This is a genomic window from Thermodesulfovibrio hydrogeniphilus (genome assembly GCF_054657355.1).
Map to the genome: position 1 here is coordinate 615,297 of NZ_BAAHYW010000001.1, position 22,050 is coordinate 637,346.

The 22,050-nt window shown below is 36.1% G+C and carries 18 protein-coding genes; 3 read left to right on the forward strand and 15 right to left on the reverse strand.

Annotated elements, in window-relative coordinates:
- Nucleotides 1–7: 7 nt before the first annotated feature.
- From fabZ to ACYQ3P_RS03220, 10 genes are read right to left on the reverse strand one after another with little or no spacing between them, the layout of a single operon-like run.
- Nucleotides 8–430, reverse strand: coding sequence for a 3-hydroxyacyl-ACP dehydratase FabZ (gene fabZ, locus ACYQ3P_RS03175; protein WP_460176503.1), 423 nt, complete (start codon nucleotides 428–430; stop codon nucleotides 8–10).
- Nucleotides 427–1,446, reverse strand: a complete 1,020-nt coding sequence (gene lpxD, locus ACYQ3P_RS03180; protein ID WP_460176504.1) for a UDP-3-O-(3-hydroxymyristoyl)glucosamine N-acyltransferase — start codon at nucleotides 1,444–1,446, stop codon at nucleotides 427–429. Before lpxD ends, fabZ begins: the two co-directional genes overlap by 4 nt.
- Nucleotides 1,443–1,979 (reverse strand): OmpH/Skp family outer membrane protein, encoded by a 537-nt coding sequence (locus ACYQ3P_RS03185; protein ID WP_460176505.1) that lies wholly within the window; start codon nucleotides 1,977–1,979, stop codon nucleotides 1,443–1,445. The genes lpxD and ACYQ3P_RS03185 overlap by 4 nt, the downstream gene beginning before the upstream one ends.
- Nucleotides 1,980–2,005: 26 nt before the next feature.
- Nucleotides 2,006–4,252 carry an outer membrane protein assembly factor BamA gene (gene bamA, locus ACYQ3P_RS03190; RefSeq protein WP_460176506.1) on the reverse strand — a complete coding sequence of 749 codons (2,247 nt, stop codon included), beginning with the start codon at nucleotides 4,250–4,252 and terminating at the stop codon, nucleotides 2,006–2,008.
- 35 nt (nucleotides 4,253–4,287) lie between these two features.
- Entirely contained in the window at nucleotides 4,288–5,667 is a 1,380-nt protein-coding gene (locus ACYQ3P_RS03195) for a phosphomannomutase/phosphoglucomutase (protein WP_460176507.1), read from the reverse strand.
- The gene (locus ACYQ3P_RS03200; protein WP_460176508.1) at nucleotides 5,648–7,075 is read right to left on the reverse strand and encodes a mannose-1-phosphate guanylyltransferase/mannose-6-phosphate isomerase; all 1,428 of its coding nucleotides are present in this window, start codon (nucleotides 7,073–7,075) and stop codon (nucleotides 5,648–5,650) included. Before ACYQ3P_RS03200 ends, ACYQ3P_RS03195 begins: the two co-directional genes overlap by 20 nt.
- A 5-nt stretch (nucleotides 7,076–7,080) precedes the next feature.
- Nucleotides 7,081–7,737, reverse strand: a complete 657-nt coding sequence (locus tag ACYQ3P_RS03205; protein WP_460176509.1) for a riboflavin synthase — start codon at nucleotides 7,735–7,737, stop codon at nucleotides 7,081–7,083.
- On the reverse strand, nucleotides 7,737–8,342 hold the full coding sequence (gene lepB / locus ACYQ3P_RS03210; RefSeq protein WP_460176510.1) for a signal peptidase I: 606 nt from the start codon (nucleotides 8,340–8,342) through the stop codon (nucleotides 7,737–7,739). Before lepB ends, ACYQ3P_RS03205 begins: the two co-directional genes overlap by 1 nt.
- Nucleotides 8,343–8,351: 9 nt before the next feature.
- On the reverse strand, nucleotides 8,352–10,136 hold the full coding sequence (gene lepA, locus ACYQ3P_RS03215) for a translation elongation factor 4 (RefSeq protein ID WP_460176511.1): 1,785 nt from the start codon (nucleotides 10,134–10,136) through the stop codon (nucleotides 8,352–8,354).
- Complete coding sequence (locus ACYQ3P_RS03220; RefSeq protein ID WP_460176512.1) at nucleotides 10,133–11,050, reverse strand: ROK family protein; 918 nt, start codon at nucleotides 11,048–11,050, stop codon at nucleotides 10,133–10,135. The genes lepA and ACYQ3P_RS03220 overlap by 4 nt, the downstream gene beginning before the upstream one ends.
- A gap of 360 nt (nucleotides 11,051–11,410) precedes the next feature.
- On the opposite strand from ACYQ3P_RS03220, the gene ACYQ3P_RS03225 reads away from it, so the two are divergent.
- Nucleotides 11,411–12,148, forward strand: a complete 738-nt coding sequence (locus ACYQ3P_RS03225; protein WP_460176513.1) for an RNA methyltransferase — start codon at nucleotides 11,411–11,413, stop codon at nucleotides 12,146–12,148.
- Nucleotides 12,149–12,496: 348 nt separating this feature from the next.
- Here the strand turns inward: ACYQ3P_RS03225 and ACYQ3P_RS03230 are convergent, their stop codons facing one another.
- From ACYQ3P_RS03230 to thrC, 5 genes are all read right to left on the reverse strand, one after another.
- On the reverse strand, nucleotides 12,497–13,741 hold the full coding sequence (locus ACYQ3P_RS03230) for a replication-associated recombination protein A (protein ID WP_460176514.1): 1,245 nt from the start codon (nucleotides 13,739–13,741) through the stop codon (nucleotides 12,497–12,499).
- The gene (locus tag ACYQ3P_RS03235; RefSeq protein ID WP_460176515.1) at nucleotides 13,738–14,982 is read right to left on the reverse strand and encodes an HD-GYP domain-containing protein; all 1,245 of its coding nucleotides are present in this window, start codon (nucleotides 14,980–14,982) and stop codon (nucleotides 13,738–13,740) included. The genes ACYQ3P_RS03230 and ACYQ3P_RS03235 overlap by 4 nt, the downstream gene beginning before the upstream one ends.
- A gap of 1,142 nt (nucleotides 14,983–16,124) precedes the next feature.
- Nucleotides 16,125–17,687 (reverse strand): MBL fold metallo-hydrolase, encoded by a 1,563-nt coding sequence (locus ACYQ3P_RS03240; RefSeq protein WP_460176516.1) that lies wholly within the window; start codon nucleotides 17,685–17,687, stop codon nucleotides 16,125–16,127.
- 15 nt (nucleotides 17,688–17,702) lie between these two features.
- Nucleotides 17,703–18,902 carry a trans-sulfuration enzyme family protein gene (locus tag ACYQ3P_RS03245; protein ID WP_460176517.1) on the reverse strand — a complete coding sequence of 400 codons (1,200 nt, stop codon included), beginning with the start codon at nucleotides 18,900–18,902 and terminating at the stop codon, nucleotides 17,703–17,705.
- Nucleotides 18,895–20,241 carry a threonine synthase gene (thrC, locus tag ACYQ3P_RS03250; RefSeq protein WP_460176518.1) on the reverse strand — a complete coding sequence of 449 codons (1,347 nt, stop codon included), beginning with the start codon at nucleotides 20,239–20,241 and terminating at the stop codon, nucleotides 18,895–18,897. Before thrC ends, ACYQ3P_RS03245 begins: the two co-directional genes overlap by 8 nt.
- A 763-nt stretch (nucleotides 20,242–21,004) precedes the next feature.
- On the opposite strand from thrC, the gene ACYQ3P_RS03255 reads away from it, so the two are divergent.
- Nucleotides 21,005–21,283: a DNA gyrase inhibitor YacG gene (locus ACYQ3P_RS03255; RefSeq protein WP_460176519.1), complete on the forward strand. Its 279-nt coding sequence runs from the start codon at nucleotides 21,005–21,007 to the stop codon at nucleotides 21,281–21,283.
- Complete coding sequence (dapB, locus tag ACYQ3P_RS03260) at nucleotides 21,237–22,040, forward strand: 4-hydroxy-tetrahydrodipicolinate reductase (protein ID WP_460176520.1); 804 nt, start codon at nucleotides 21,237–21,239, stop codon at nucleotides 22,038–22,040. The genes ACYQ3P_RS03255 and dapB overlap by 47 nt, the downstream gene beginning before the upstream one ends.
- Nucleotides 22,041–22,050 lie beyond the last annotated feature (10 nt).

A 22,050-nucleotide genomic window follows, 5' to 3' on the forward strand; every position in this document is an offset into this window, starting at 1 on the left:
ATCCACCTCATTTTGTAACCATTGCTGTAAATTCTGCCTCTGTGGCAATTTTACCATCAACCTTTGCAAATCCTGCAAATTTCCATACATTCCCTCTTATATGTAAAACATTAACTTCAAAAACTATTTGATCCCCCGGAACAATAGGTTTACGAAATTTTACTTTTTCAATACTCATAAAGAGTACTCCACTGCCTTGCACTCCTGATTTGAATGCAAGAATTCCTGCTACCTGTGCCATTGCTTCTACAATTAAAACTCCAGGCATTACAGGATTATTGGGAAAATGTCCTTGAAAAAATGGTTCATTGATAGTAACATTTTTTATACCGATAACCTTTTCATTGGGTACAAATTCTATTACCCTGTCTACCAAAAGAAATGGATAACGATGGGGAAGTATGCTCATTATTTCTTTGATATCAATCATTTTCCTCCCTCCATTTTCTTTATTTTTTCTTCAAGCTCTCTTATTTTTTTACGCATCTCTGGAAGCTTTTGAAACAATGCATAAACCTTATAATATTCCCTATGATTCATTATAGGAGAACCACTATATACTCCCCGTTCTATCTTTCCGGACATAACTCCAGATTGGGCTGTTATTATAGTTCCAGCTTCTATTTCAGCATGATCAGCCACACCAACTTGCCCAGCCAAAATACATCCATCCCCAATCTTTGAACTTCCTGCAATTCCAACTTGGGCTACAATGATACAGTTTTTACCTATCTTTACATTGTGAGCAATCTGAACAAGATTATCAATCTTTGTTCCCGCACCAATAACTGTGCTTCCTGTTGTAGCCCTGTCTATGGTTGTACCTGCACCGATTTCAACATCGTCTTCAATTATTACAGTGCCAACTTGAGGTATCTTCTCATGTCTGCCCTCATAAAAAATATATCCAAAGCCGTCTGAGCCAATTACCGCACCTGAATGAATAATCACACGATTACCTATTTGAACCCTTTCTCTAATTGTAACATTGGAGTATAAAATGCATTCTTGCCCTACCCTGCTTTCCCGTCCAATAAATGTAAATGGATAGACAACTGTATTATCTCCTATTTCAACTTCTTCATCAATAAAGGCAAAAGGATATATGATGACATTCTTGCCTAATTTAGCAGTTTTTGAAATATATGCCTCACTGCTAATTCCCTTAAATGTATGGGGCTTAGTATAAAAAATTTTTAAAAGCTGTGCAAAAACAAACTTAGGATTATCAACTAAAAGCTGGCTACCCTCATAATCATCAATTATGTCTTTTGTAATAACTGCTGAGGCATTGCCATTTTTCAATTTTTCAATGGTTTTTTTTGACTCAATGTATGTTATATCTCCAATTTGAGCATCATCAATTCCTTTAACTCCAGTAATTTCAAGATTTGGGTCTCCAATAATTGTAGCATTAAAAATTTTTGATATTTCTGAAAGCCTCATTTCTTTCCTTTTGAAGCTGATGTTTTCTGATTGAACAGATTTATTATTTTATCCGTTATCTCAACATCTGGGGTTACATAAATGACAAGAGGCTCGGCTTTTTCTATAATCAAGTTATAACCTTCCTTTTGAGCAAATTCATTAATAATCTGTCTTATTTCCTTAAGTAGGCTTTGAGTAATTTCATTTTGCTTTTTCTGAAGCTCTACCTGATAATCAGCTGCAGTTCTTTGAAGTTCCCTTGCAAGTCTGTCAATTTCATCTTCCTTTGATTTCCTTGCATCCTCACTAAGCACTGCTTTTTTCTTATCATACTCTTCTTTCAGAGTCTGGATTTTTTTCTGTTTGTCCTCTAAAGTCTTTTGTCTTGCATCCAACATGCTTTGAAGTTCATTGACAGCCTTTTTCCCTTCTTCTGACTCATTGAGAACCCTGTAAAGGTCAACAACGCCCACCTTTAACTCTGCCTTTGCTATTGAAACAAATGAAAAAACAAACACAATACTTAATGCAACTGCTAAAAACTTTTTCATCTAATCCTCCCTATTGTTTTGATATTTTAGAAAAATGAACCAAAGCCAAACTCTATTTTGGATTTTGATTCTCCGGGTTTTCTGTTTAGATTTATTCCATAGTCAATTTTTAGTGGTCCCATTGGTGAAAACCATCTAAATCCAAAGCCTGCTGTATATTTTATATTTGAACTAAACTTATCTCCTTCGTTGTATCCTCGCCCAATATCAGTAAATATTAAACCCTTCAGCTTAAGCTCAGTCACTATTGGAAACAGATATTCAATATTAAAAATTAAAGCCCTCTTTGCACCAATTGGCTCATTCTTGCTGTCCTTTGGACCTGCTTCTCCATATCCCAATCCTCTTATTGTATCAAGTCCACCAACATAAAATCTCTCATACAGAGGATATTTTTTGCCAAATAGTGTATCTGACATACCAAGTCTGCCTCTTATATGTAAAGTTGACTCTTCAAAAATAGGAAAATACCAACCCAAATCAAGCAAACTCTTCCAAAATCCTGTATTTCCACCCAATCCTGCAACTGTCACACTTAAAGAATGTCTTCTTCCAGTTGAAGGATCAATGAAACTATCCCTTGTATCATTTACAATCTGAAATGTTATCGAGCTTGTTGTTAATCTGCCCTCCATATCTTTAAGCAATGTGTCTGCATCTTCATCCAAATCAGTCACATGGGATTTTTCTATCTCATATGTTACTGAAGCTGACCAATCCTCACCATATCTTTTACCAAAGGTTATTCCTGCTCCTGTACTTGTTTTAGTATAATTTACATATTCTCTTTTATGCCTATAAAGATTGAATCCAAATATAAGTGGTTTGTCAAGGAACCACGGGTCTCTGAATGCAATTGTATAGTAAGAACTTCTGCCTCCCAGCTCTCCTCTTAATGTTAAAGAGTATCCTCTTCCAAATAGGTTAGTTTGCGTAATATCAACCATACCTATTAAATTGTCTATGGAGCTATAACCACCACCTATTGTAAGCATTCCAGTAGGTTTTTCTTTTACTGTAACATCAAGGTCAACGATTTTCTGGTCAGCATCTGGTTTCTGATTTATATCAACTGTCTCAAAATATTGAAGGTCCTCAAGTCTTGTTTTGCTTTTCTTTATCTTTGACGCTGAATACTCATCACCCTCATCCACTCTTACTTCTCTTCTAATTACCTTATCAACAGTTTTGACATTTCCTGAAATATTAACCCTGCCAATTGTGTACTTATCACCGGGCTTTATATTGTAAATTACATCAACCGTTAACTTCTCTTCATTTGGAATAACATCTGGAGCAACAGAGGCAAGGGCATAACCTCTATCAGCATAATATAAGGTTATTTTTTCAACATCATTTCTCATGTTCTTTTTACTGAATACTTCACCAGACTTTAATTTTATCAGCCCCTTTACTTCCTCTTCTTCCTTTTTATCTCTTATTCCTTCAACCTTTACAGAGCTGACTTTAAATTGAGGTCCTTCAGAAATCGGAATAGTTATTGTCATCCATTTTTTATCTGCTGAAAAATCTATTTTTGGTTCACCTATTGAGACTTTCAGATATCCATTGTCATGGTAAAAGTCCTTTATCTTTTCCAAATCCTGAAGCATCTCATACTTTTTATAAAAACCGCTTCCTGTAATGAATGAGTAAAACTTTCTCTCAGAAGTAGCCATCACTTTTTTAATTTTCCTGCTTGAAATTGCCTTATTACCCTCAAATTTAATTTCTTTAATTTTCACCCTCTGATTCTCTTCAATAACAAAAATAAGGTCAACTTCATCTTCAGTCTTTTTCTTTAAAACAGGAACAATTTTGGCAAAATAATATCCCTCTGACTCATAAAAGGCTTTCAGTCTAAGTGAATTATCGTTTATAAGAGTTACATCAGCAATGGAACCTGCTGTGATTGTTACAACTTCCTTTAATTTCTCCTCATCATACTCTTTGTTTCCCTCAAAACTAACGCTTACAATTGTTGGCTTTTCTTTGACTGTATAGATAACTTTTACTCCGCCTTCAAATGGTTGTATATCAGCCTTGACATCCTCAAAATAACCCATGTTGTAAATAGCCTTGATGTCCTCAGAGATTTTTTCCTGAGAAATAACCTCACCAAGCTTCAAAGATATCTTATTCTTTACAGCTGCCTCTTCGATCCTTTTAAGTCCTTTGATTTCAATTCCTGTGACTAATGGAAGTTCTTGGGCAATGGCTTGAAGAGGAAATAATAAAAGGCAAATGAATATAAAAAAAATCCTTGTTTTCATAACACTACCTCTCATATGAAAGTTTTTTCAGTATATCACAAGATTTCAAAAAATTTAAATACTTCAAAAAGCCGCTGATGAACAAGAGTTTGAATATCTTCCAAATCCTCCTCTGTATCTGCCTCAAAACGCAAAACCAAAGCAGGCTGAGTATTTGAAGCCCTTAGAAGTGCCCATCCTTTATTAAAACTGATTCTGACTCCATCAATAGTGCAACAGTCACTTGGTTTGAATAAGGATTTAAATTTTTCCACTATCATAAATTTTTTCTCATCAGGACAATTTATCCTAATCTCAGGAGTTGTAAACATAGTATTTATTCCTTTCAAAAGTTTTTGAAGACTGTAAGGCTCTCCCGATTTTTTGATTATTTCCACAAGCCTTAATGCAGCATAAATCGCATCATCATAGCCAAAATATCTATCGTTAAAAAAGATATGCCCGCTCATTTCTCCTGCAAGCAATGCACCTTCTTCTTTCATCTTCTTTTTTATGAGAGAGTGTCCAGTTTTCCACATTATTGGAATGCCGCCCATTTTCTCAATCTCATCATACATTATCTTTGAGCATTTAACTTCTCCAATTATTTTCGCTCCTTTTTGATTTTGCAAAATATCTCTGGCAAACAAAATTGTTAGTCTGTCGCCCCATATAATTTCTCCATTTTCGTCAATTACTCCTAATCTGTCAGCATCTCCATCAAAGGCAATACCAACATGAGCATTGTTCTCGGTGACCGCATTTTTAAGGGCTTTTATATTTTCCTCTACAACTGGATCAGGATGATGATTGGGGAATTTTCCATTAGGTTCGCTAAAAAGTTCAATTACCTCTGCTTTGAGAGATCTAAAAATCTTTGGCGCTACAATACCTGCTGTTCCATTGCCTGAGTCTATCGCAATTTTTACTCCCTCAAAGGATGAAAAATGCTCCGTCATAAAATTTATATACTCGTCAATTATGTTATATTTTTCTACTGTTGCCTTTGAACTTGATACAACAAAATCGTTATTCTCTATGATAACCTTTAATTTCCTTATCTTCTCACCAAAAATTGTTTCTCTTCCTACACTTAGTTTAAATCCATTAAACTCAGGTGGATTGTGGCTCGCAGTAATCATGATTCCGCCATCAACAGGCAATCTAAATAGTGAAAAATATTGAATTGGAGTTGGGCAAAGACCTAAATCTATTACATTAACTCCGCAGTCTGTAATACCCTCAATTAAAGCTCCTTTCAATGATTCCGATGAAAGCCTAACATCCATGCCTATGGATATTCTATCTGGTATTCTTTCAGTTTCTTTATTAATGAGCGATATAAATGCTTTTCCCAGTAAATAAGCAAAATCTTCTGTAATCTCTTTTCCGTAAATACCTCTTATGTCGTACTCTCTAAATATTTTGTCTTCCATAGACATCCTCAAATCTTTTTATGTCATCTTCCTCAACATACTCACCAACCTGCACTTCTATTATTTCAAGAGGAATTTTACCGGGATTCTCCAATCTATGAAGCGTGCTTTTTGGCACATACACAGACTCATTTTCATGAACAAAAATCTCCTTATTTCCAATGGTTACTTTAGCTGTACCCTTTACAACTATCCAATGCTCAGACCTGTGATGATGCATCTGAAGGGAAAGAGAAGCCTCTGGACTTACAGTTATACGCTTAATCTTGTATCTTTCTCCCTTTTCAAGAAGTGTAAAACTACCCCAAGGTCTGTATGATACAACATGTTCTTCAACAAGTGATGAACCCTTTTCAGAAAGTGCATTCACTATATCCTTTACTTTTTGACATTCTCCTTTCTTAGCTATTAAAAGAGCGTCTTCTGTCTCAACTACAATTGTATCTTCAAGTGCGATTGTAGCTATAAATCTTTTATTACCCAAAATCATTGTGTTTTTTGTATCTATTTTTATATGTTCTGAAGTTGCGGCATTGCCTTGTTCATCTTTTTCAAGAATATCATATAGACTTTCCCATGAACCTATGTCAGACCACAAAATACTAAGGGGCAGAAGAACAGCTTTGTCAGTTTTCTCCATAATAGCATAATCTATTGATATTTCGGGAAATTCTTTAAATTTATCCAAAAATTCAGCATACGATAGCTCAAGGTTATTGCCAATTTCGGGAATATATTTTTTGAACTCATTTGTAATCAAAGAGGCAGTGAAGGCAAACATGCCAGAGTTCCAGTAGTAGTTGCCTTGTTTCAAATATTGCTTTGCAGTTTCTAAGTCGGGTTTTTCAGTAAAACTTTCTACTCTATGAAATGTCTTATTTTTTATTCCTAATTCCTTGCTTTTTACTTTAATATAACCATATCCTGTTTCAGGCTTTTTAGGGATGATACCAAAAGTGACGATGTATCCTTTTTGGGCGAGCATCTCGGCTTTTTCTATATATTTCAAAAACTCTTCATCAGGCGAGATAAGATGGTCAGATGGGCAAATCATAAATACATCACTTATTGATGCGCCATTTTCAAGGGCAAACTTTACTCCAAGTGCAATTGCAGGAGCAGTGTTTTTGGAAGCGGGCTCTAAAACTACATGAATTTTTGGATTTGAATTGATTTTTCTCAAAATTTCATCAATCTGGTTGAACACATAGAATTTGTATTTCTCATTGGTTATGACAAAAATTTCTGAATTTTTATATCCTGCAAGTCTCTTTATAGTTTTCTGAAAAAAACTCTCTTGAGGATTTTCCTTTGAAACAGGCAGTTTTAAAAACTGTTTGGGAAAATTCTTTCTTGAAAGGGGCCAAAGCCTTGTGCCCGAACCACCAGCCAAAACTATAAATTTCATAAGCCCTATTCCTTAATAAAACCGTAGTTTTTTAATTTATCCAAAAGTCTGCTTTCCTTTGTAACTTTCATTTGACTGACAAATTTTTCTACGTATTTAGCTATTATATCAGATTCAAGATTAACCTTGTCTCCTATTTTTTTTGTACCTATGGTTGTCATTTTTGCTGTATGTGGAATGATTACAACGGTAAAGGATGAAGGATAGAGATCAACTATTGTGAGGCTAATTCCATCAATAGCGATTGAGCCTTTTTTTATACAGTATTTAAGAATTTCATCTGGAGCTTCAATTTCTATTTGCCAGTAATCTCCCTTCTGTTCAATCCTTTTAATTGTTCCAATCCCTTCTACATGTCCTGAAACAAGATGTCCACCAAGCCTTGTATTAAGTGTAAGAGCTGGTTCAAGATTTACTATGTCTCCCTTTTTTAGCTCGCCAAGTGTTGTCTTTTGAAGAGTTTCATAGGATACATCAAAGGTTATTAAGCCTTTTTCCTTATTAATTTCCGAGACAGTAAGACATGCTCCATTAACAGCAATGCTATCACCGAGGGATGCTTCTTTGATAACTTCATTAGAAGTAATCTTTAACCTTGCTCCTGAGGGTAGCTTTTTTATTTCATAAACCTTACCGAGTTCTATAATTATTCCAGTAAACATTACTTTATTAGTTTACCAATTCTTTCCAATCTTGGCTTATTTTTTTCACTATCCCAAGACCAGTAAATGATTAATGCCTTTCCTTTAACATCCTTGACGTCCACAAAACCCCAAAATCTACTGTCATAGCTTTGATCCCTGTTGTCTCCCATGACAAATAATTTTCCCTTTGGCACATGGATTGGTCCAAAATTATCACGGGGGTCAATCTCTCTTGGATGAATGTAAGAATCACTATGCCTGATATAAGGCTCTTTAAGTTCAACTCCGTTTACATAAATCTTTTTATCCTTTCCAACAATGACATCACCCTCTACGCCAATAACTCTTTTTATAAAATCTCTGCTCGGGTCTTCTGGATATTTGAATACTATTATCTCACCCCTTTTTGGCTGGTTAAATACAAGTATTTTGTTGTCTGTAAAAGGAGGCTTAACACCATATATAAATTTTGTCACAAGAAGATGGTCACCAATAAGCAATGTGGGTATCATTGAACCAGATGGAATTTTGAATGCCTGAATAATGTATTCTCTGATAAAAAGAGCAATCAGGATGGCTATTGCTATGCTTTTGATATAATTAAGAATTTTTTTTGCTGTCAATTTTCCCTCCTACTCTACTTTGAGAACTGATAAAAAGGCTTCCTGAGGAAGCTCTATTTTTCCTATTTGTTTCATTCTTTTTTTACCTTCCTTTTGCTTTTCAAGTAATTTTTTCTTCCTTGTTACATCACCGCCATAACATTTTGCAAGAACATTTTTTCTGAGAGGTGCAATGCTTTCACGGGCAATAATTTTTCCTCCTATTGCAGCTTGAATTACTACTTCAAAAAGTTGTCTTGGAATGACTTCTCTTAATTTCTGAGCTATTGCCCTGCCTTTGTAATAAGCCTTATCCTTATGAACAATTACAGAAAGAGCATCTACCTGTTCACCATTTATCAATATATCCAGTTTGACAAGGTCGCTTTTTTTATAACCAAGAAACTCATAATCCATAGAAGCATATCCCTTTGAGAGGGATTTTAGTTTGTCATAGAAGTCCCAAAGAATTTCATTTAAGGGCATTTCGTATACCAGAAGCACCCTGTCTTTTGATATATATGAAAACTCCTTCTGAATTCCTCTTTTTTCCTGACAAAGCTTTAAAATCTCACCAACAAAGCTTTCTGGAACAATTATGGATACTTTCATATATGGTTCTTCTATGCTTTCTATAATCTTGGGCATTTTGCTCGGATTATCAATTAAATAACTTTTACCGCTTTTTTCAGTCACTTTATATCTAACAGTTGGTGCTGTACTGATAAGGGATAAATTGAACTCCCTCTCAAGCCTTTCTTTGATAATTTCCATGTGAAGAAGTCCAAGAAATCCGCATCTGAAGCCAAATCCTAAAGCTGCGGATGTCTCTGGCTCAAAGAAAAAGGAAGAATCGTTAAGTCTCAGTTTTTCAAGGGCTACCTTAAGTTCTTCATACTGATGGCTTTCTATTGGGTAGAGTCCGCAGAAAACCATAGGCTTTACTTCCCTAAATCCGGGAAGTGGCTCTTTAGCAGGATTTTTTGCATCAGTAACAGTATCACCAATTTTAGTGTCTGAGATATTCTTAATACCTGCAACAATGAAACCTACTTCTCCTGCAGAGAGCTTTTCTATCTCCTTTGGCAAAGGCGTCAAAATTCCAAGTTTTTGAACTTCATATTCTTTCCCCGTGGCAAAAAGTCTTATACGCATACCTTTTTTAACTTCTCCATCAAAAACTCTAACAAGAATAATTACTCCAAGATAGTTGTCAAACCAAGAGTCAAAAATCATTGCCCTTAAAGGTGCGGTAGGAACTCCTTTTGGAGGAGGAATTATTTTTACAACTGCTTCCAAAATCTCCTTTGTACCCACTCCTTCCTTTGCAGAGGCAAGTATTGCTTCAGAAGCATCAATTCCAAGAATATCCTCAATCTGTTGCTTAACCCTTTCAGGATCAGACTGGGGAAGGTCAATTTTATTAATTACTGGTATGATTTCATGGTTGTGATCAATAGCAAGATAAGCATTTGCAACTGTCTGAGCCTCCACTCCCTGAGTAGCATCAACCACAAGAAGACTTCCCTCACAGCAAGCTAAAGAACGGGACACTTCATATGAAAAGTCTACATGACCCGGAGTATCAATTAAATTAAGAATGTATGTCTCACCATCATCAGCTTTGTAAGTGAGTCTTACTGCATGGGCTTTGATGGTAATGCCCCTTTCTTTCTCAAGGTCCATTGAATCAAGAATCTGTCCCATTTTACCGCCGAGATTAACAGCACCAGTATATTCGAGCAGTCTGTCTGCAAGAGTTGATTTACCGTGATCAATATGGGCAATTATTGAGAAATTTCTTATGTTTTTCATGGCTTTCTATTGGAGAGAAGAGCAACAGCCCCTAAAATTCCACCTACATCTACGAGATTTGAGTTGACAATATTTACTTTATCAATTAAACCTTTCATTGCTCTCCTTTTAGCTTCTGAAATAGCTGTTTCCACATAAATATTTACTGCCTTAGAGACTCCGCCGCTTAAAATTATCTTTTCTGGTCCAAAGATATTTATGAGAGTTGAAATGCCTGCACCGAGAGCCTTACCTGCGTCTTTTAATACACTTCTGCAGACAGGGTCTCCATCCATAGCAACATTATATATATCCTCTGTTGTTACTTTGTAGAAATTACCTTCATACAAAGTTTTAACAATACTGTCTTCACCCTTCTCAACTTTTTCAATTAAACTCTCTTTGATAGCCCTTCCTGAAGCATATACTTCAAGGCAACCTGTGCTTCCGCAGTTACAAGTTCTTTCGCTTTTGAAGTTGATTGTTATATGTCCGACCTCCATTGGCAAATCAGCAATCCTGCCATTTAACCAAATACCACCGCCAATCCCGGTGCCAATAGTCATTAAAATAAAGTTTGAGCAATTTTTTCCTTCTCCAAAAATAGCCTCTGCTAATGTTGCCACAGTTGCATCGTTTTCTACTGCCACATCAACTTTATATCTTTCTTCAAATGCCTTCTTTAGAGGAAAGTCATTAAAAAAGGGAATATTTGCAGTCTTTATTACATTTCCATCTTTATCCACAAGTCCTGCTATTGCAACTCCTATTCCTATAACTTTATACTCCCTGAAAATACTGTCCAATTCCTCAAATATTGTCTCAATTGCTTTGTCTGTAGTGGCAATTTTAGAAAACTTAATGATACTTCCCTCAGAGGAAACTACTCCAATTTTTATATAAGTTCCGCCTATGTCTAATCCTATGGAATGCATATCATAAAAGAATATTATATCATAGTTTTTGAATTCTAAGCTCTATGGTTTTAAACCAAAAAGCAATAGAAATCCAAAAATCGGTCAAACCATTTTAAAATAAAGTATTTTTTCGTTATTGCGAGCCTTACTGAAGGACACTTTTTCCATCATTGAGAGCGAAGCAATCTCGTCTTTTACTTTTCACTTCCTACTTCTTCAAGTTTTACCACCTTTTAGAGACTGCTTTGCCTCCATCGTAGGGTTGCAGTGACGCATGTCTATCTCTATTTTCGGATTCATCTTAAATTAAAAAATTTAATAATCAAAATGTTAAAATTTATTCTATAAGTTGCTAAAATTTTGAATCAGGAAAGGAAGATGAGTTGGAGAGAAAATATTCATTTTGTGTTAATTGAGCCAAAAGAACCCGGAAATATTGGTTCATCCGCAAGGGCAATAAAAAATATGGGTTTTACTAAACTTGTACTTGTAAATCCTCCCAAATTAACTGATGAAGCTTTCTGGATGGCTTGGAGAAGTAAAGATATCATTGAGAACGCTCAAATTTACAATGATTTTTATTCTGCAATAAAAGATAAGTCACTCATCGTAGGAACAACAAGAAGGCGAGGTTCAAAAAGAGGCGCCATAGTGGATGTAAAAGAAGCAGTAAAAAGGATTTATGAGGTGGCTCAAAATAATAAGGTGGCAATTCTTTTTGGAAGAGAAGACAAAGGGTTATTCAATGAAGAAGTTGAAAAATGCGGTTTTCTAATCACAATTCCCACTTCAGAATTGCAACCGTCACTAAATCTAAGTCAGGCAGTTTTAATAGTTGCTTATGAACTAATGAGATGTGAAGAGCATGAAGACTATCATATGGAAAGGCAGTTTTATGTTGAGCAATCTGAGCTTGAAGCTCTTTATCAAAGACTTCATCATGTATTAAAAAAGATTGGTTACATTCCAGATAATCCCGATATTGAGAAGAGAATTATTAATAATTTAAGGCATTTCTTTGGAAGAACAGGAATCACTTTTTGGGAATTAAAAATGTTACATGGATTGTGCACACATCTTGAGGAATTAATGAATACCAAGAAAGATAATCTTTAAAAACATAAATTGCCTGGTTCTGAATTGTTGTTGCAAATGGTCGCTGAGTTTTCGGCTTACCAAAGGCTTAGTATCCGAATCATTTTCGCTTTTTCCTTTTACGCCTAAAATCGTCATTGCGATGTCTCCTCTTTGTCATAATTGCAAGCGAAGAAAGGCAATCTCATCTTTTCGCTCCTAAAAAAAGATTGCGAACCTCACTTCGGTGAAGTTCGCAATGACTCTCCCTAATAGTTATTGCGAAGAGCGTCAGCGATGAAGCAATCTCTTCAAAGAATAGAGAGAACACTTGGATTGCTTTGTAAGCCTCATGATGAAAGAAAAGAGGATCAAACAAAATTGTACATTTTAAGGTTTATAATACTTTTTCTTTTTAGGCATGTATTCTTGCTCTACGTAGCCACCAAAGTTATGGGGATATTTATAGCCCTTGCCATGACCAAGAAGTTTTGCTCCTTGATAATGAGCATCTCTTAAGTGTTCTGGAACTGACTGCGTTCTCTCCTTTTGGATGTCCTCTAATGCTTCTTCAATGGCTCTGTAGCAGGCATTGCTCTTAGGAGCAAGGGCAACATAAATTGCAGCCTGTGCAAGAATAATTCTTGCCTCTGGCATTCCAACCTTTTCAACAGCCCCTGCTGCTGCGGTTGTTAAAACCAAAGCCATTGGATCAGCATTTCCAACATCCTCGCTTGCTGCTATCATTATTCTTCTTGCTATAAATCTTGGGTCTTCACCTGCGTAAATCATTTTGGCAAGCCAGTAAATTGTAGCATCTGGATCACTTCCCCGCATGCTCTTTATGAAAGCACTGGCGGTGTCATAATGCTGATCCCCTGCTTTGTCATATACAATGTGCTTTTTCTGAATACTCTCTTCAGCGATTTTCATATCTATGTTAATCACTCCGTTTTTATCTGGTTCAGTGGTTAAAACAGCAATTTCAAGGGCAGAAAGAGCCTTTCTTGCATCCCCATCTGAAGATTTTGCAAGATGCTGAATTGCATCATCAGTGATACTGACTTTAAAGTTTCCCAAGCCTCTGTCTTTATCTTGCAATGCTCTTTTTAAAATAGATATGATTTCTTCTTCAGTAAGAGGTTTAAGCTCAAATACATGACTCCTTGAGAGAATTGCGCTGTTAAGATAGAAAAAAGGATTTTCTGTTGTAGCACCTATTAGTATAATATTTCCTTCTTCAATATCTGGAAGGAGAGCATCCTGTGAAAGCCTGTTAAGTCTGTGTATCTCATCAATAAAGAGTATTGTTTTCTCGCCCTTTGATTTTCTTTGTCTGGCTAAAGACAGATTTCTCCTGATCTCTTCTATATTTAAAGTAGATGCATTAAGCCATTGAAATATAGCTTTTGTTCTATTGGCAATTATTCTTGCAAGGGCAGTTTTCCCAACTCCTGGTGGACCATAAAGTATAAGAGAGCTTATTCTATCTGATTCAATAGCCCTCTTAAGAAGCTTTCCTTCGCCTAAAATATGCTTCTGTCCAACATATTCCTCCAAGGTTCTTGGAGCCATTCTATAAGCAAGGGGATGAGACTTAGAAACAGTATTTTGTTGGTCAAACAAACTGCTCATTTGATTTTGCCAAGCATCTTGATGAAGGCTTTAAGTAATGCAATATCGTGGTCACCTTTTTCTCTAACGATTATAGACAAAGCAAAAAATGGAGTGTATGGAGGTTTATATGGTCTTCGGGTAGTTAAAGCATCGTAGCAGTCAGCTATTTCAGTTATTCTTCCAAAAAGACTTATCTCATTTCCCTTTAATCCATATGGATAGCCCCTACCAGATAGCTTCTCGTGATGATGAAGCTCTGCCTCAAGAGATTTTGGAGATATAGACTTGTTTTGACTAAGTATTTCATAGCCTAAAATTACATGTTTTTTAATAAAATTGTATTCGTAGTCAGTCAGTTTTCCCTGTTTATTCAAAATTTCATGAGGAATTTCAGCCTTTCCTATATCATGCAACATAGCTCCAACACCAAGTTCAAATATTTCCTCTTTTTTTAGTCCAATATGAATGCCAAGTCCTATTGCAAGAGTTCCAACATTTATACAATGAGTATAAGTATAATAATCATATCCGCGTAAAGTTAGAAGATTATATATTGAATCAGGGTTATCACTTAAAGTAACCATGATATTTTCAACAACCTTTTCCATCTTCTTGATTTTTTCACCGCTTCTTGGGTCAGATAGCAATTCCTTCATGTGAGCCTTAGCACTCTCTTTGGTAATTAAAGCAAGAGTTTCCTTGTCTTCTGAAATTTCTTTGCTTTTTTCTAATGAAAGAAGATAATCTTCGTATTTGGGAAGGTCTTCTTTCCTTATTAATAAGTCACCTTCTTGAGGAAGTTGCTCTATTGATATAGATTTTGGATTTGTATCTGAGGAATCAAATACTGGTGTAATATTCCAGTCCTTCAGTAAATAAAGGGAAAAATTTATTTCTGTCCCGGGAATCAAAAGATTTTTATCTATTTGAAAATATTGCTCCTTTGCAAATGAATAATTTTTGAATAGCACTGGTGATTCAAGGATTGACTCTTTTTTAAAGGGTTGTTTTATATAATTCTCAAGTTTAGATGTTTCCTCCGATTCAATGTAGACTGAAGAGATATCCTGTTCAGAAAGTATCTGAAGATCTAAATTAGAGATAATCGTTCCTTTGTTAAAGAGCTTTTTTACAATTCCACCGTCTTTAGTGTAAACATCAAAGGGCAATGGTTTTTTTGCTTTGATAACAGAAGCATTTATTTTTACTAACTCGGGTGATGAGAGCTTCTTGACCTGAGATTTAAAATTAACTGCCATATCTTATTATCGCATAATGGGTGAAATTTTTAGTAGATAACCGAAAAAATAGAGATAGACACTCGTCACTGCGAGACCCCCTGTTGCGAGCGATAGCGTGGCAATCCAACAATTCGTCACTGCGAGCCAATCGATGTGGCGAAGCAGTCTCTAATTGGTAACTGGTGAATGGTGATTCGTGGATGGTGAACACCTCTCCTTAATTGCGAGGATACCCCCTCTCCGTCATTGCGACTCCGAGCGAAGCGAGGAGGAAGCAATCTCGTCGTCATAGTGCCATAGAGCGACAGTGCTACAGAGCGACAGCTTAGAAATCCAAAGCAATCTCGTCTTTCTATCCCCCGTCACAAAAAAGAGATCACTTCGGCTTGCTAAAGCAAGCCTCGTTATGACGGGAAAAAGTTGCTTTGCAAGCCTCGTGATGACAGGCAGAGGGGTCATTGCGAGGGCACGTAGTGCCCGAAGCAATCTCTAAATATTCGTAAAAAGTAAGACATGAGACGTAAAAGGCAAACGGAGAGATTGCTTCGCATCCTTCGGATGCTCGCAATGACAGCAAAAAATACTTAATTTTTAAATGGTTATATCAATTATTGGATTTCTATCGCTATCTTTTGGTAGATAAATTGAGCAATGCTCAATTCTAATTATGAATTATGACCACGCCTTCGGCTCGCGACAGGCTTAGCTCCTTGTAATTGCGAGGAGCGACAGCGACGAAGCAATCTCGGTTTTTATGAGTTATAAGGAGAGATTGCCACTTCTGTCTGACTGGAGGTGTCACAATCTGCCAATTCTCTTAAATCAGTCTGCTTTTTTTGCAAATTTTTATAATATTTTTAAAAGTTTTAAAAAGTCTTGGAGAGAAAAATCTGACAAAAAGGTTATGACACAGCCACCTATCGGAAGGCTCGCAATGATGGTTAAAAATACACTATTAGGCTCACAGTGCCCATTCATCGTCATTGCGATGACTACCCATCCTCGTCATTGCGAGCAAAGCGAAGTAATCTTGCCTTTTTAATTCCCTGCAGAAGAGATTACTTCAGCTTGCTTCGCAAGTCTTGTGATGACTGATGAACAAAAATTTTATAAAAAACGGCTCAAATTAGATTTGATTAGGAATGGAGCAATTAATTACGCTATAAATTCAAAAGCTTGGAAGGATAGTAATCTCCATGTCCGGGTAATATTGTTAAGCCCTTCTTGTGATGTTTTAATTTAATATCAATGTGTTTCGCTAATTCAGAAAGTTGTTTCATCTCAGTTTTAAAAATCTTTGAATCAACATTTGTGCTAACCATTAAAAATTTTGGTATGCTTAGAATATTTTTTTCTTCCTCTGAAAGACTTGGTAAATATAAAAGATAATCAGCGGTAAATAACAAGCCAGCCTCTTCATTGAGAAAAAAGACTTGTCCGGGGATATGTCCACCAATGCTTTCCAGTGCTTTAAATTGAAGCTCGCCAATATAGAACTCATCAATCACAAAAAAGTCTCCTGTTCGGTTGGCTTTTTCTATCTTAAAGGGTTTCCAATGTTGAGGGAATTTGGTTTCTGTTATTGCATTAACTAAAATTGTAAAATACTGATTCAAAGTTCCAAGCGGAGTATTTGAGCCAAAGGCTCTGTTATTTTTTTCAATAATTCCCTTGCTTGCAGGATGCATAAAAACCTCTGCTGCAAATTCCTCTTCAAAATATCCGCTCAATCCAACATGGTCTGCATCTGCATGGGATATGTATATTTTTCTTATTTTTGATGGTTCAATTCCGTTTTCCTTGAGCATCTTCTTGACATCTTTATAATAAAGCCCGTAGCAACCATCAATCATTGTAAATTCATCGTTATCTTGAAAAATATAAATATTTCCGCCAGTTGGCAATTTAAATGTATGAAGCAGAACTTCTCCTACAGCTATGCTTGGAAGCCTGCGATATGAAAAATTATTTCCTGTTTTTGTCCTTGATGATATTGCAAATATGAGGATGTTGCTGTAAATCTGACCAACTTCAAAAATTTTTCCTGCTTCCTTGTTGAATTGGACAAGTGTATCAGAAAGCTTCTTAGAGGCTTCTATAAGCCCTTTTACCTCTTTAATTTCCTGTTCTTTAAGAAACTTACGCAGTTTTAAATAAAATCTTTCTATTAGATTAAGACCGATTATCCGATTAGTATTCTCTTCATCAATGCCTTTATATTCAAAGTTGTAGTAATACCCTGCGTTGTTCATTTCATTTGCAAGATTTTCAATCTGGATCAGGTCTTTTACATAAAATGCTATTTCTGCTTTGTTTTCAGAAAGCATTTCATTGTAAATCATATAAACGACATTTGCTTCATGTTTTTTTAGAAGTTCAGCAAACTGGGCAAGTGTGCCGGGTTTGTGTTCAATGTATACTGAGATTTTAAGGATTTTGTCAGCTTCTATTATCTTTAACTCCTCTTCGCATTTTTCTTCAAAAAATCCTTCTTCTTCAAGTATGCGATTCAGTATTTCAAAGGATTCTATTTTGTCGTGTTTTCCTTCAATGACAACGCGATTTGGATGCTCAGATCTGTTGAAATGAAAGAATGTAATGTTAATATCATGCGTTGCAAATAATTTAGCTATTTTAGCTAAATATCCCGGTTTGTCTGGCAAATATGTTACTGTTTTACATAAATACTGTTTTTTATCTAATGATTGCCACAGTTGAAACATACAACCTCAAAGGATTTAAATTTTATCAAGAGCCTGTTTTAAATCGTTCATCAAATCCTCAATGTCTTCAAGTCCAAGAGCAATTCTTACAAGATTGTCAACCATTCCAATGCTTTGACGATACTCCTCAGGATAGTCAAAAAATGACATTGTAGACATCTGAGTAATTAGACTTTCGCTTCCTCCAAGACTTGGTGTAATAAGGAAAAGCTCAAGGGAATCAATAAATTTCCATGTTTTTTCCCCATCTCCCTTAATTAAGAAAGTTATCACGCTTCCAAACCCTTTCATTTGAGACTTTGCTATCTCGTGGTCTGGATGGGATTTAAGTCCCGGATACCAAACCCTTTCAATCTTTGGATGGGACTCTAACATTTCTGCTATAGCCTGACCTGCTTTGTTGTGATGTTCCATTCTGAGAGCAAATGTTTTAAGTCCTCTTTCAAGCAAAAAACAAGTCATTGGAGATGGTGTTGCACCAATCATTCTTTGAACTTTATTTAAAGCCTCCAATGTATCGTGTTTTCCAAGCACAACACCAGCAAGAAGGTCATTGTGTCCACCAAGATACTTTGTTGCAGAATGAATTACGATATCTATGCCGTACTCAATGGGTCTGAGATTATAGGGAGTTGCCAGTGTAGCATCAATCATTGTCAATATTTTATGTTTTTTGGCAATGTTCACAACTGATTTAAGGTCAATCACTCTAAGATATGGATTTGTAGGTGCTTCTGTGAAAATGATGTTCGTGTTTGGCTTTATTGCTGACTCTATAGCTTCAGCTTTAGGTTCAACTAAGGAAACTTCTATGCCGAATTTTTCAAGAAAATTAGTGGCAAAATCTCTTGTTTGCCTGTAGCAATCATTTGTAAATATTATATGCCCATTGGGTTGCATATAAGCCATAATTGTCAATATTACTGCGCTCATTCCAGTGGAAAAGAGTATAGCCCTTTCAGCTCCTTCTATGGCTGCTAATTTTTTTTCACATATCTGCTGAGTAGGATTTCCATATCTTCCGTATTCGTGCTCTCTTATGATCTTTCCTTCTTTCTTTGATTTCATAAAATCCCAGACTTGCTGGCAGTTGTCAAAATAAAAATTAGAAGTATGGACAATCGGAGTTGTTACAGAATGGTAAGCATTTTTTATTCTTGACAAACCATGTATTGAAAGGGTAGAAGTCTTCCATTTTTTTGATTTTTTAGCCATTATTCTCCCTCCTGTTTTTAATTGCTGAATCTAAAACTTTTTTAACAGCATCAATGCTTGGTGGCAACACAACTGGTTTGTTCATATATTTTGCTGGAAATTTGAATTTTCCCTCATGATATTTAACTTTAAACTCAGTAAACTTTAATCCATGAGCTGTTGATATTACTACGATGGTCTCTGAGCTGTCTATTTTTCCAGCCTTGAGGAGCTTTATTAATCCTCCTAATGCAACACCAGTGTGAGGACAGTTAAAAAGTCCTGTTCTGTCTCCAAGTGCTGATGCATCCGCAAGCTCCTGCTCTGTCACATCTACCACTATTCCATCATATTCTTTTAAAACCCTTACAGCCTTTTCATAGCTTACAGGATTTCCAATTTGAATTGCACTTGCAAGGGTTTTTTTAGCTTTTACAGGTCGCAATCTATCAAAGCCTCTTAAATAGGCTCTGTATAAGGGATTTGCTCTTTCTGCCTGAGTTACAACAATGCGGGGTTTTTTATTGATTAAACCAAGCTCCCTCATCATGGTCAATCCTTTTCCAAGTGCAGAGACATTTCCAAGATTTCCTCCGGGAATGACAAAAACATCAGGGCATGTCCAGTCAAGTTGTTGAACTACTTCTATGCCAACTGTTTTTTGACCTTCTATTCTTAAGGAATTCATAGAGTTGGCAAGATATATTGTTTCGTCTTTGGTTATTTCCTTTACAACCTTCATGCATCCATCAAAATCTGTATCAAGCTCCAATACCAAAGCTCCGTTGCTTATGGGTTGAATAAGCTGGGCTATTGAAATCTTACCCTTTGGCAGTAGCACAATTGCCTGTATTCCAGCAGCTGCACAATACGCAGCCAAAGAGGCAGATGTATCTCCTGTTGATGCGCAAGCGACAGCTTTTATTGGAGCACCTTCGCTAATCATCTGCTTTACCTGAGAAACAAGAACTGTCATTCCTAAATCCTTAAAAGAACCTGTATGTGAGTTGCCACATAATTTTATCCATAGTTCTTTGAGTCCAAGTATTTTAGCCAATCTTTCTGCCCAGAAAAGATTTGTACCGCCTTCATACAAAGAAACTATATTTTGGTTGTCAATATTAGGTAAAACCCACTCCTTTTTGCCCCATACTCCTGAACCATAGGGCCATTGATTTGATTTGTATCTTTTATCAAAAAGAGCCTTCCATGAGTCAGCAGTTTTCCTTTTAAGGGCTTTCATGTCATGCTTAACCTCAAGCAGAGAACCACATTTAGGGCAATTATATATAATCTTGTTGATTGGATAGGTGGCATGACATTCAACATTTATACATTCAAACCAAGCATTGTAATGCATAAATCATCCTCCGAAAACATTTTATACAATTTTATCAATTTCTAAAGTAAAAGCCTCAAAAATAGAAATTGTTTATTCAAAAATTTTACTCCCTACAGTCCTTTCTTGTCTACTACTTGATTAAAAATGACGATAGAAAATCGTCACTGCGAGCCCAGTTGCAAGCGATAGCGTAGCGATCCACCCCATCTTCACTGCGAGCCTCCAAACACATCGTCACTGCGAGCCTCCGAAGGAGGCGAATCAGTCTCTTAAAATTCGTAAAACGTAAGAAGTGAAAAGTAAAAGGCGAGATTGCTTCGTTTCGCTCGCAATGACTTCTTTTCATGAGATTGCCACGGCTGTATGACAGGCTCGCAATAACCTCCTTTTCATCATCGCGAGGACTTTCTCCTTTTCGTCATTGTATGGCTATCCTCTTTTCGTAATTGCGAGGATTCTCTTTCCTCATCATTGTGACGCCCCCATCGTCATTGGCGAGGTATTATCTTTTCGGTCATTGCGAGGGACGAAGTCCCGAAGCAATCTCGCCTTTTAGCCTTTTTGTATAACGGAGAGATTGCCACGCCTCACCTTCGGTGAGGCTCGCAATGACAGAAAAAATAATCGGTGAGGATTGCAATGACAAGAAATATGGAATCGGTCTGCCTCGTAATGACAGAAAAAATATAAGTACAGGCTCGCAATGACGGCAAGAAATATTCATTTTTGGGTCAAAAAGCTTAAAATAACTTGACATTATTCAATCCAACAAATTAATATTTTGCTTAAAAAGTGTGAAATTAGGGAGGCTTTAAAAATATTATTAGGTGAGATAATAATGAAAATGAAATGTCCTGTATGTGGTAAACTTTTTGATGCTGAAAATAACCAGTGGATGCCTTTTTGTTCAAAAAATTGTAAAATAATAGACCTATGGAATTGGGTTCATGAAAAATACTCTATTAAAGTAGAAGAAATAGACGAAGAAATCAATATAAATGAGGAGGACAAAGATGATAAAATTGACAGTTTGTGGCGCAACAGGAAGAATGGGCAGTAGAATTATTGCCCTTTCAAGGGAATATGACAACTTGAAACTTGTTGGAGCTGTAGAAGCAAGTAACAATCCAAAGCTTGGCTTAGACGCTGGTTTAGTTGCAGGAGTTGGAGAACTTGGGGTTAAAATTACTGATAATATTAAAAAAGTAATTGATGATACTGACATTGTTATTCATTTCACAAATCCTGAAGCAACACTCTCTCACTTGGAAATTGTGAAGAAAAATAAAAAAGCGATGGTAATAGGAACTACTGGTTTTAACAATGAACAACTTTCACAAATAAGTAAAGCAGCTGAGAAAATTCCTATTGTTCTTTCTCCAAACATGAGTATTGGCGTTAATCTTTTGTTTAAAGTTTTAAAGGATGTTGCAAGGATATTGGGAGATGATTATGACATTGAGATAGTTGAAGCCCATCACAGAATGAAAAAGGATGCACCAAGCGGAACAGCAATAAAAATGGGCAAGGTTATAGCAGAGGCATTGGGTAGAAATTTTGATGAAGTTGCTGTGTATGCAAGGCAAGGAATTGTTGGAGAGAGAACTAAAAAGGAAATAGGAATTCAGACTGTGAGAGCTGGGGATATTGTTGGAGAACATACAGTTATATTCGGTGGATTGGGAGAAAGAATTGAAATAACTCATAAAGCATCAAGCAGGGATACATTTGCAAGGGGTGCAATCAAGGCAGCCATTTGGCTTTATGGTAAACCAGCAGGTCTTTATGATATGGGAGATGTGCTTGGAATTAAATAAAAAAAGGAGG

What these genes read in the sequence shown, in the direction of transcription:
- ACYQ3P_RS03230 (WP_460176514.1), bottom strand. Translation starts at nt 13,741, where the DNA reads ATGAGCAGTTTGTTTGACCAACAAAATACTGTTTCTAAGTCTCATCCC.
- fabZ (WP_460176503.1), bottom strand. Translation starts at nt 430, where the DNA reads ATGATTGATATCAAAGAAATAATGAGCATACTTCCCCATCGTTATCCA.
- ACYQ3P_RS03225 (WP_460176513.1), top strand. Translation starts at nt 11,411, where the DNA reads ATGAGTTGGAGAGAAAATATTCATTTTGTGTTAATTGAGCCAAAAGAA.
- dapB (WP_460176520.1), top strand. Translation starts at nt 21,237, where the DNA reads ATGATAAAATTGACAGTTTGTGGCGCAACAGGAAGAATGGGCAGTAGA.
- lpxD (WP_460176504.1), bottom strand. Translation starts at nt 1,446, where the DNA reads ATGAGGCTTTCAGAAATATCAAAAATTTTTAATGCTACAATTATTGGA.
- bamA (WP_460176506.1), bottom strand. Translation starts at nt 4,252, where the DNA reads ATGAAAACAAGGATTTTTTTTATATTCATTTGCCTTTTATTATTTCCT.
- ACYQ3P_RS03200 (WP_460176508.1), bottom strand. Translation starts at nt 7,075, where the DNA reads ATGAAATTTATAGTTTTGGCTGGTGGTTCGGGCACAAGGCTTTGGCCC.
- ACYQ3P_RS03195 (WP_460176507.1), bottom strand. Translation starts at nt 5,667, where the DNA reads ATGGAAGACAAAATATTTAGAGAGTACGACATAAGAGGTATTTACGGA.
- lepA (WP_460176511.1), bottom strand. Translation starts at nt 10,136, where the DNA reads ATGAAAAACATAAGAAATTTCTCAATAATTGCCCATATTGATCACGGT.
- ACYQ3P_RS03205 (WP_460176509.1), bottom strand. Translation starts at nt 7,737, where the DNA reads ATGTTTACTGGAATAATTATAGAACTCGGTAAGGTTTATGAAATAAAA.
- ACYQ3P_RS03185 (WP_460176505.1), bottom strand. Translation starts at nt 1,979, where the DNA reads ATGAAAAAGTTTTTAGCAGTTGCATTAAGTATTGTGTTTGTTTTTTCA.
- ACYQ3P_RS03220 (WP_460176512.1), bottom strand. Translation starts at nt 11,050, where the DNA reads ATGCATTCCATAGGATTAGACATAGGCGGAACTTATATAAAAATTGGA.
- ACYQ3P_RS03240 (WP_460176516.1), bottom strand. Translation starts at nt 17,687, where the DNA reads ATGTTTCAACTGTGGCAATCATTAGATAAAAAACAGTATTTATGTAAA.
- ACYQ3P_RS03235 (WP_460176515.1), bottom strand. Translation starts at nt 14,982, where the DNA reads ATGGCAGTTAATTTTAAATCTCAGGTCAAGAAGCTCTCATCACCCGAG.
- ACYQ3P_RS03245 (WP_460176517.1), bottom strand. Translation starts at nt 18,902, where the DNA reads ATGGCTAAAAAATCAAAAAAATGGAAGACTTCTACCCTTTCAATACAT.
- thrC (WP_460176518.1), bottom strand. Translation starts at nt 20,241, where the DNA reads ATGCATTACAATGCTTGGTTTGAATGTATAAATGTTGAATGTCATGCC.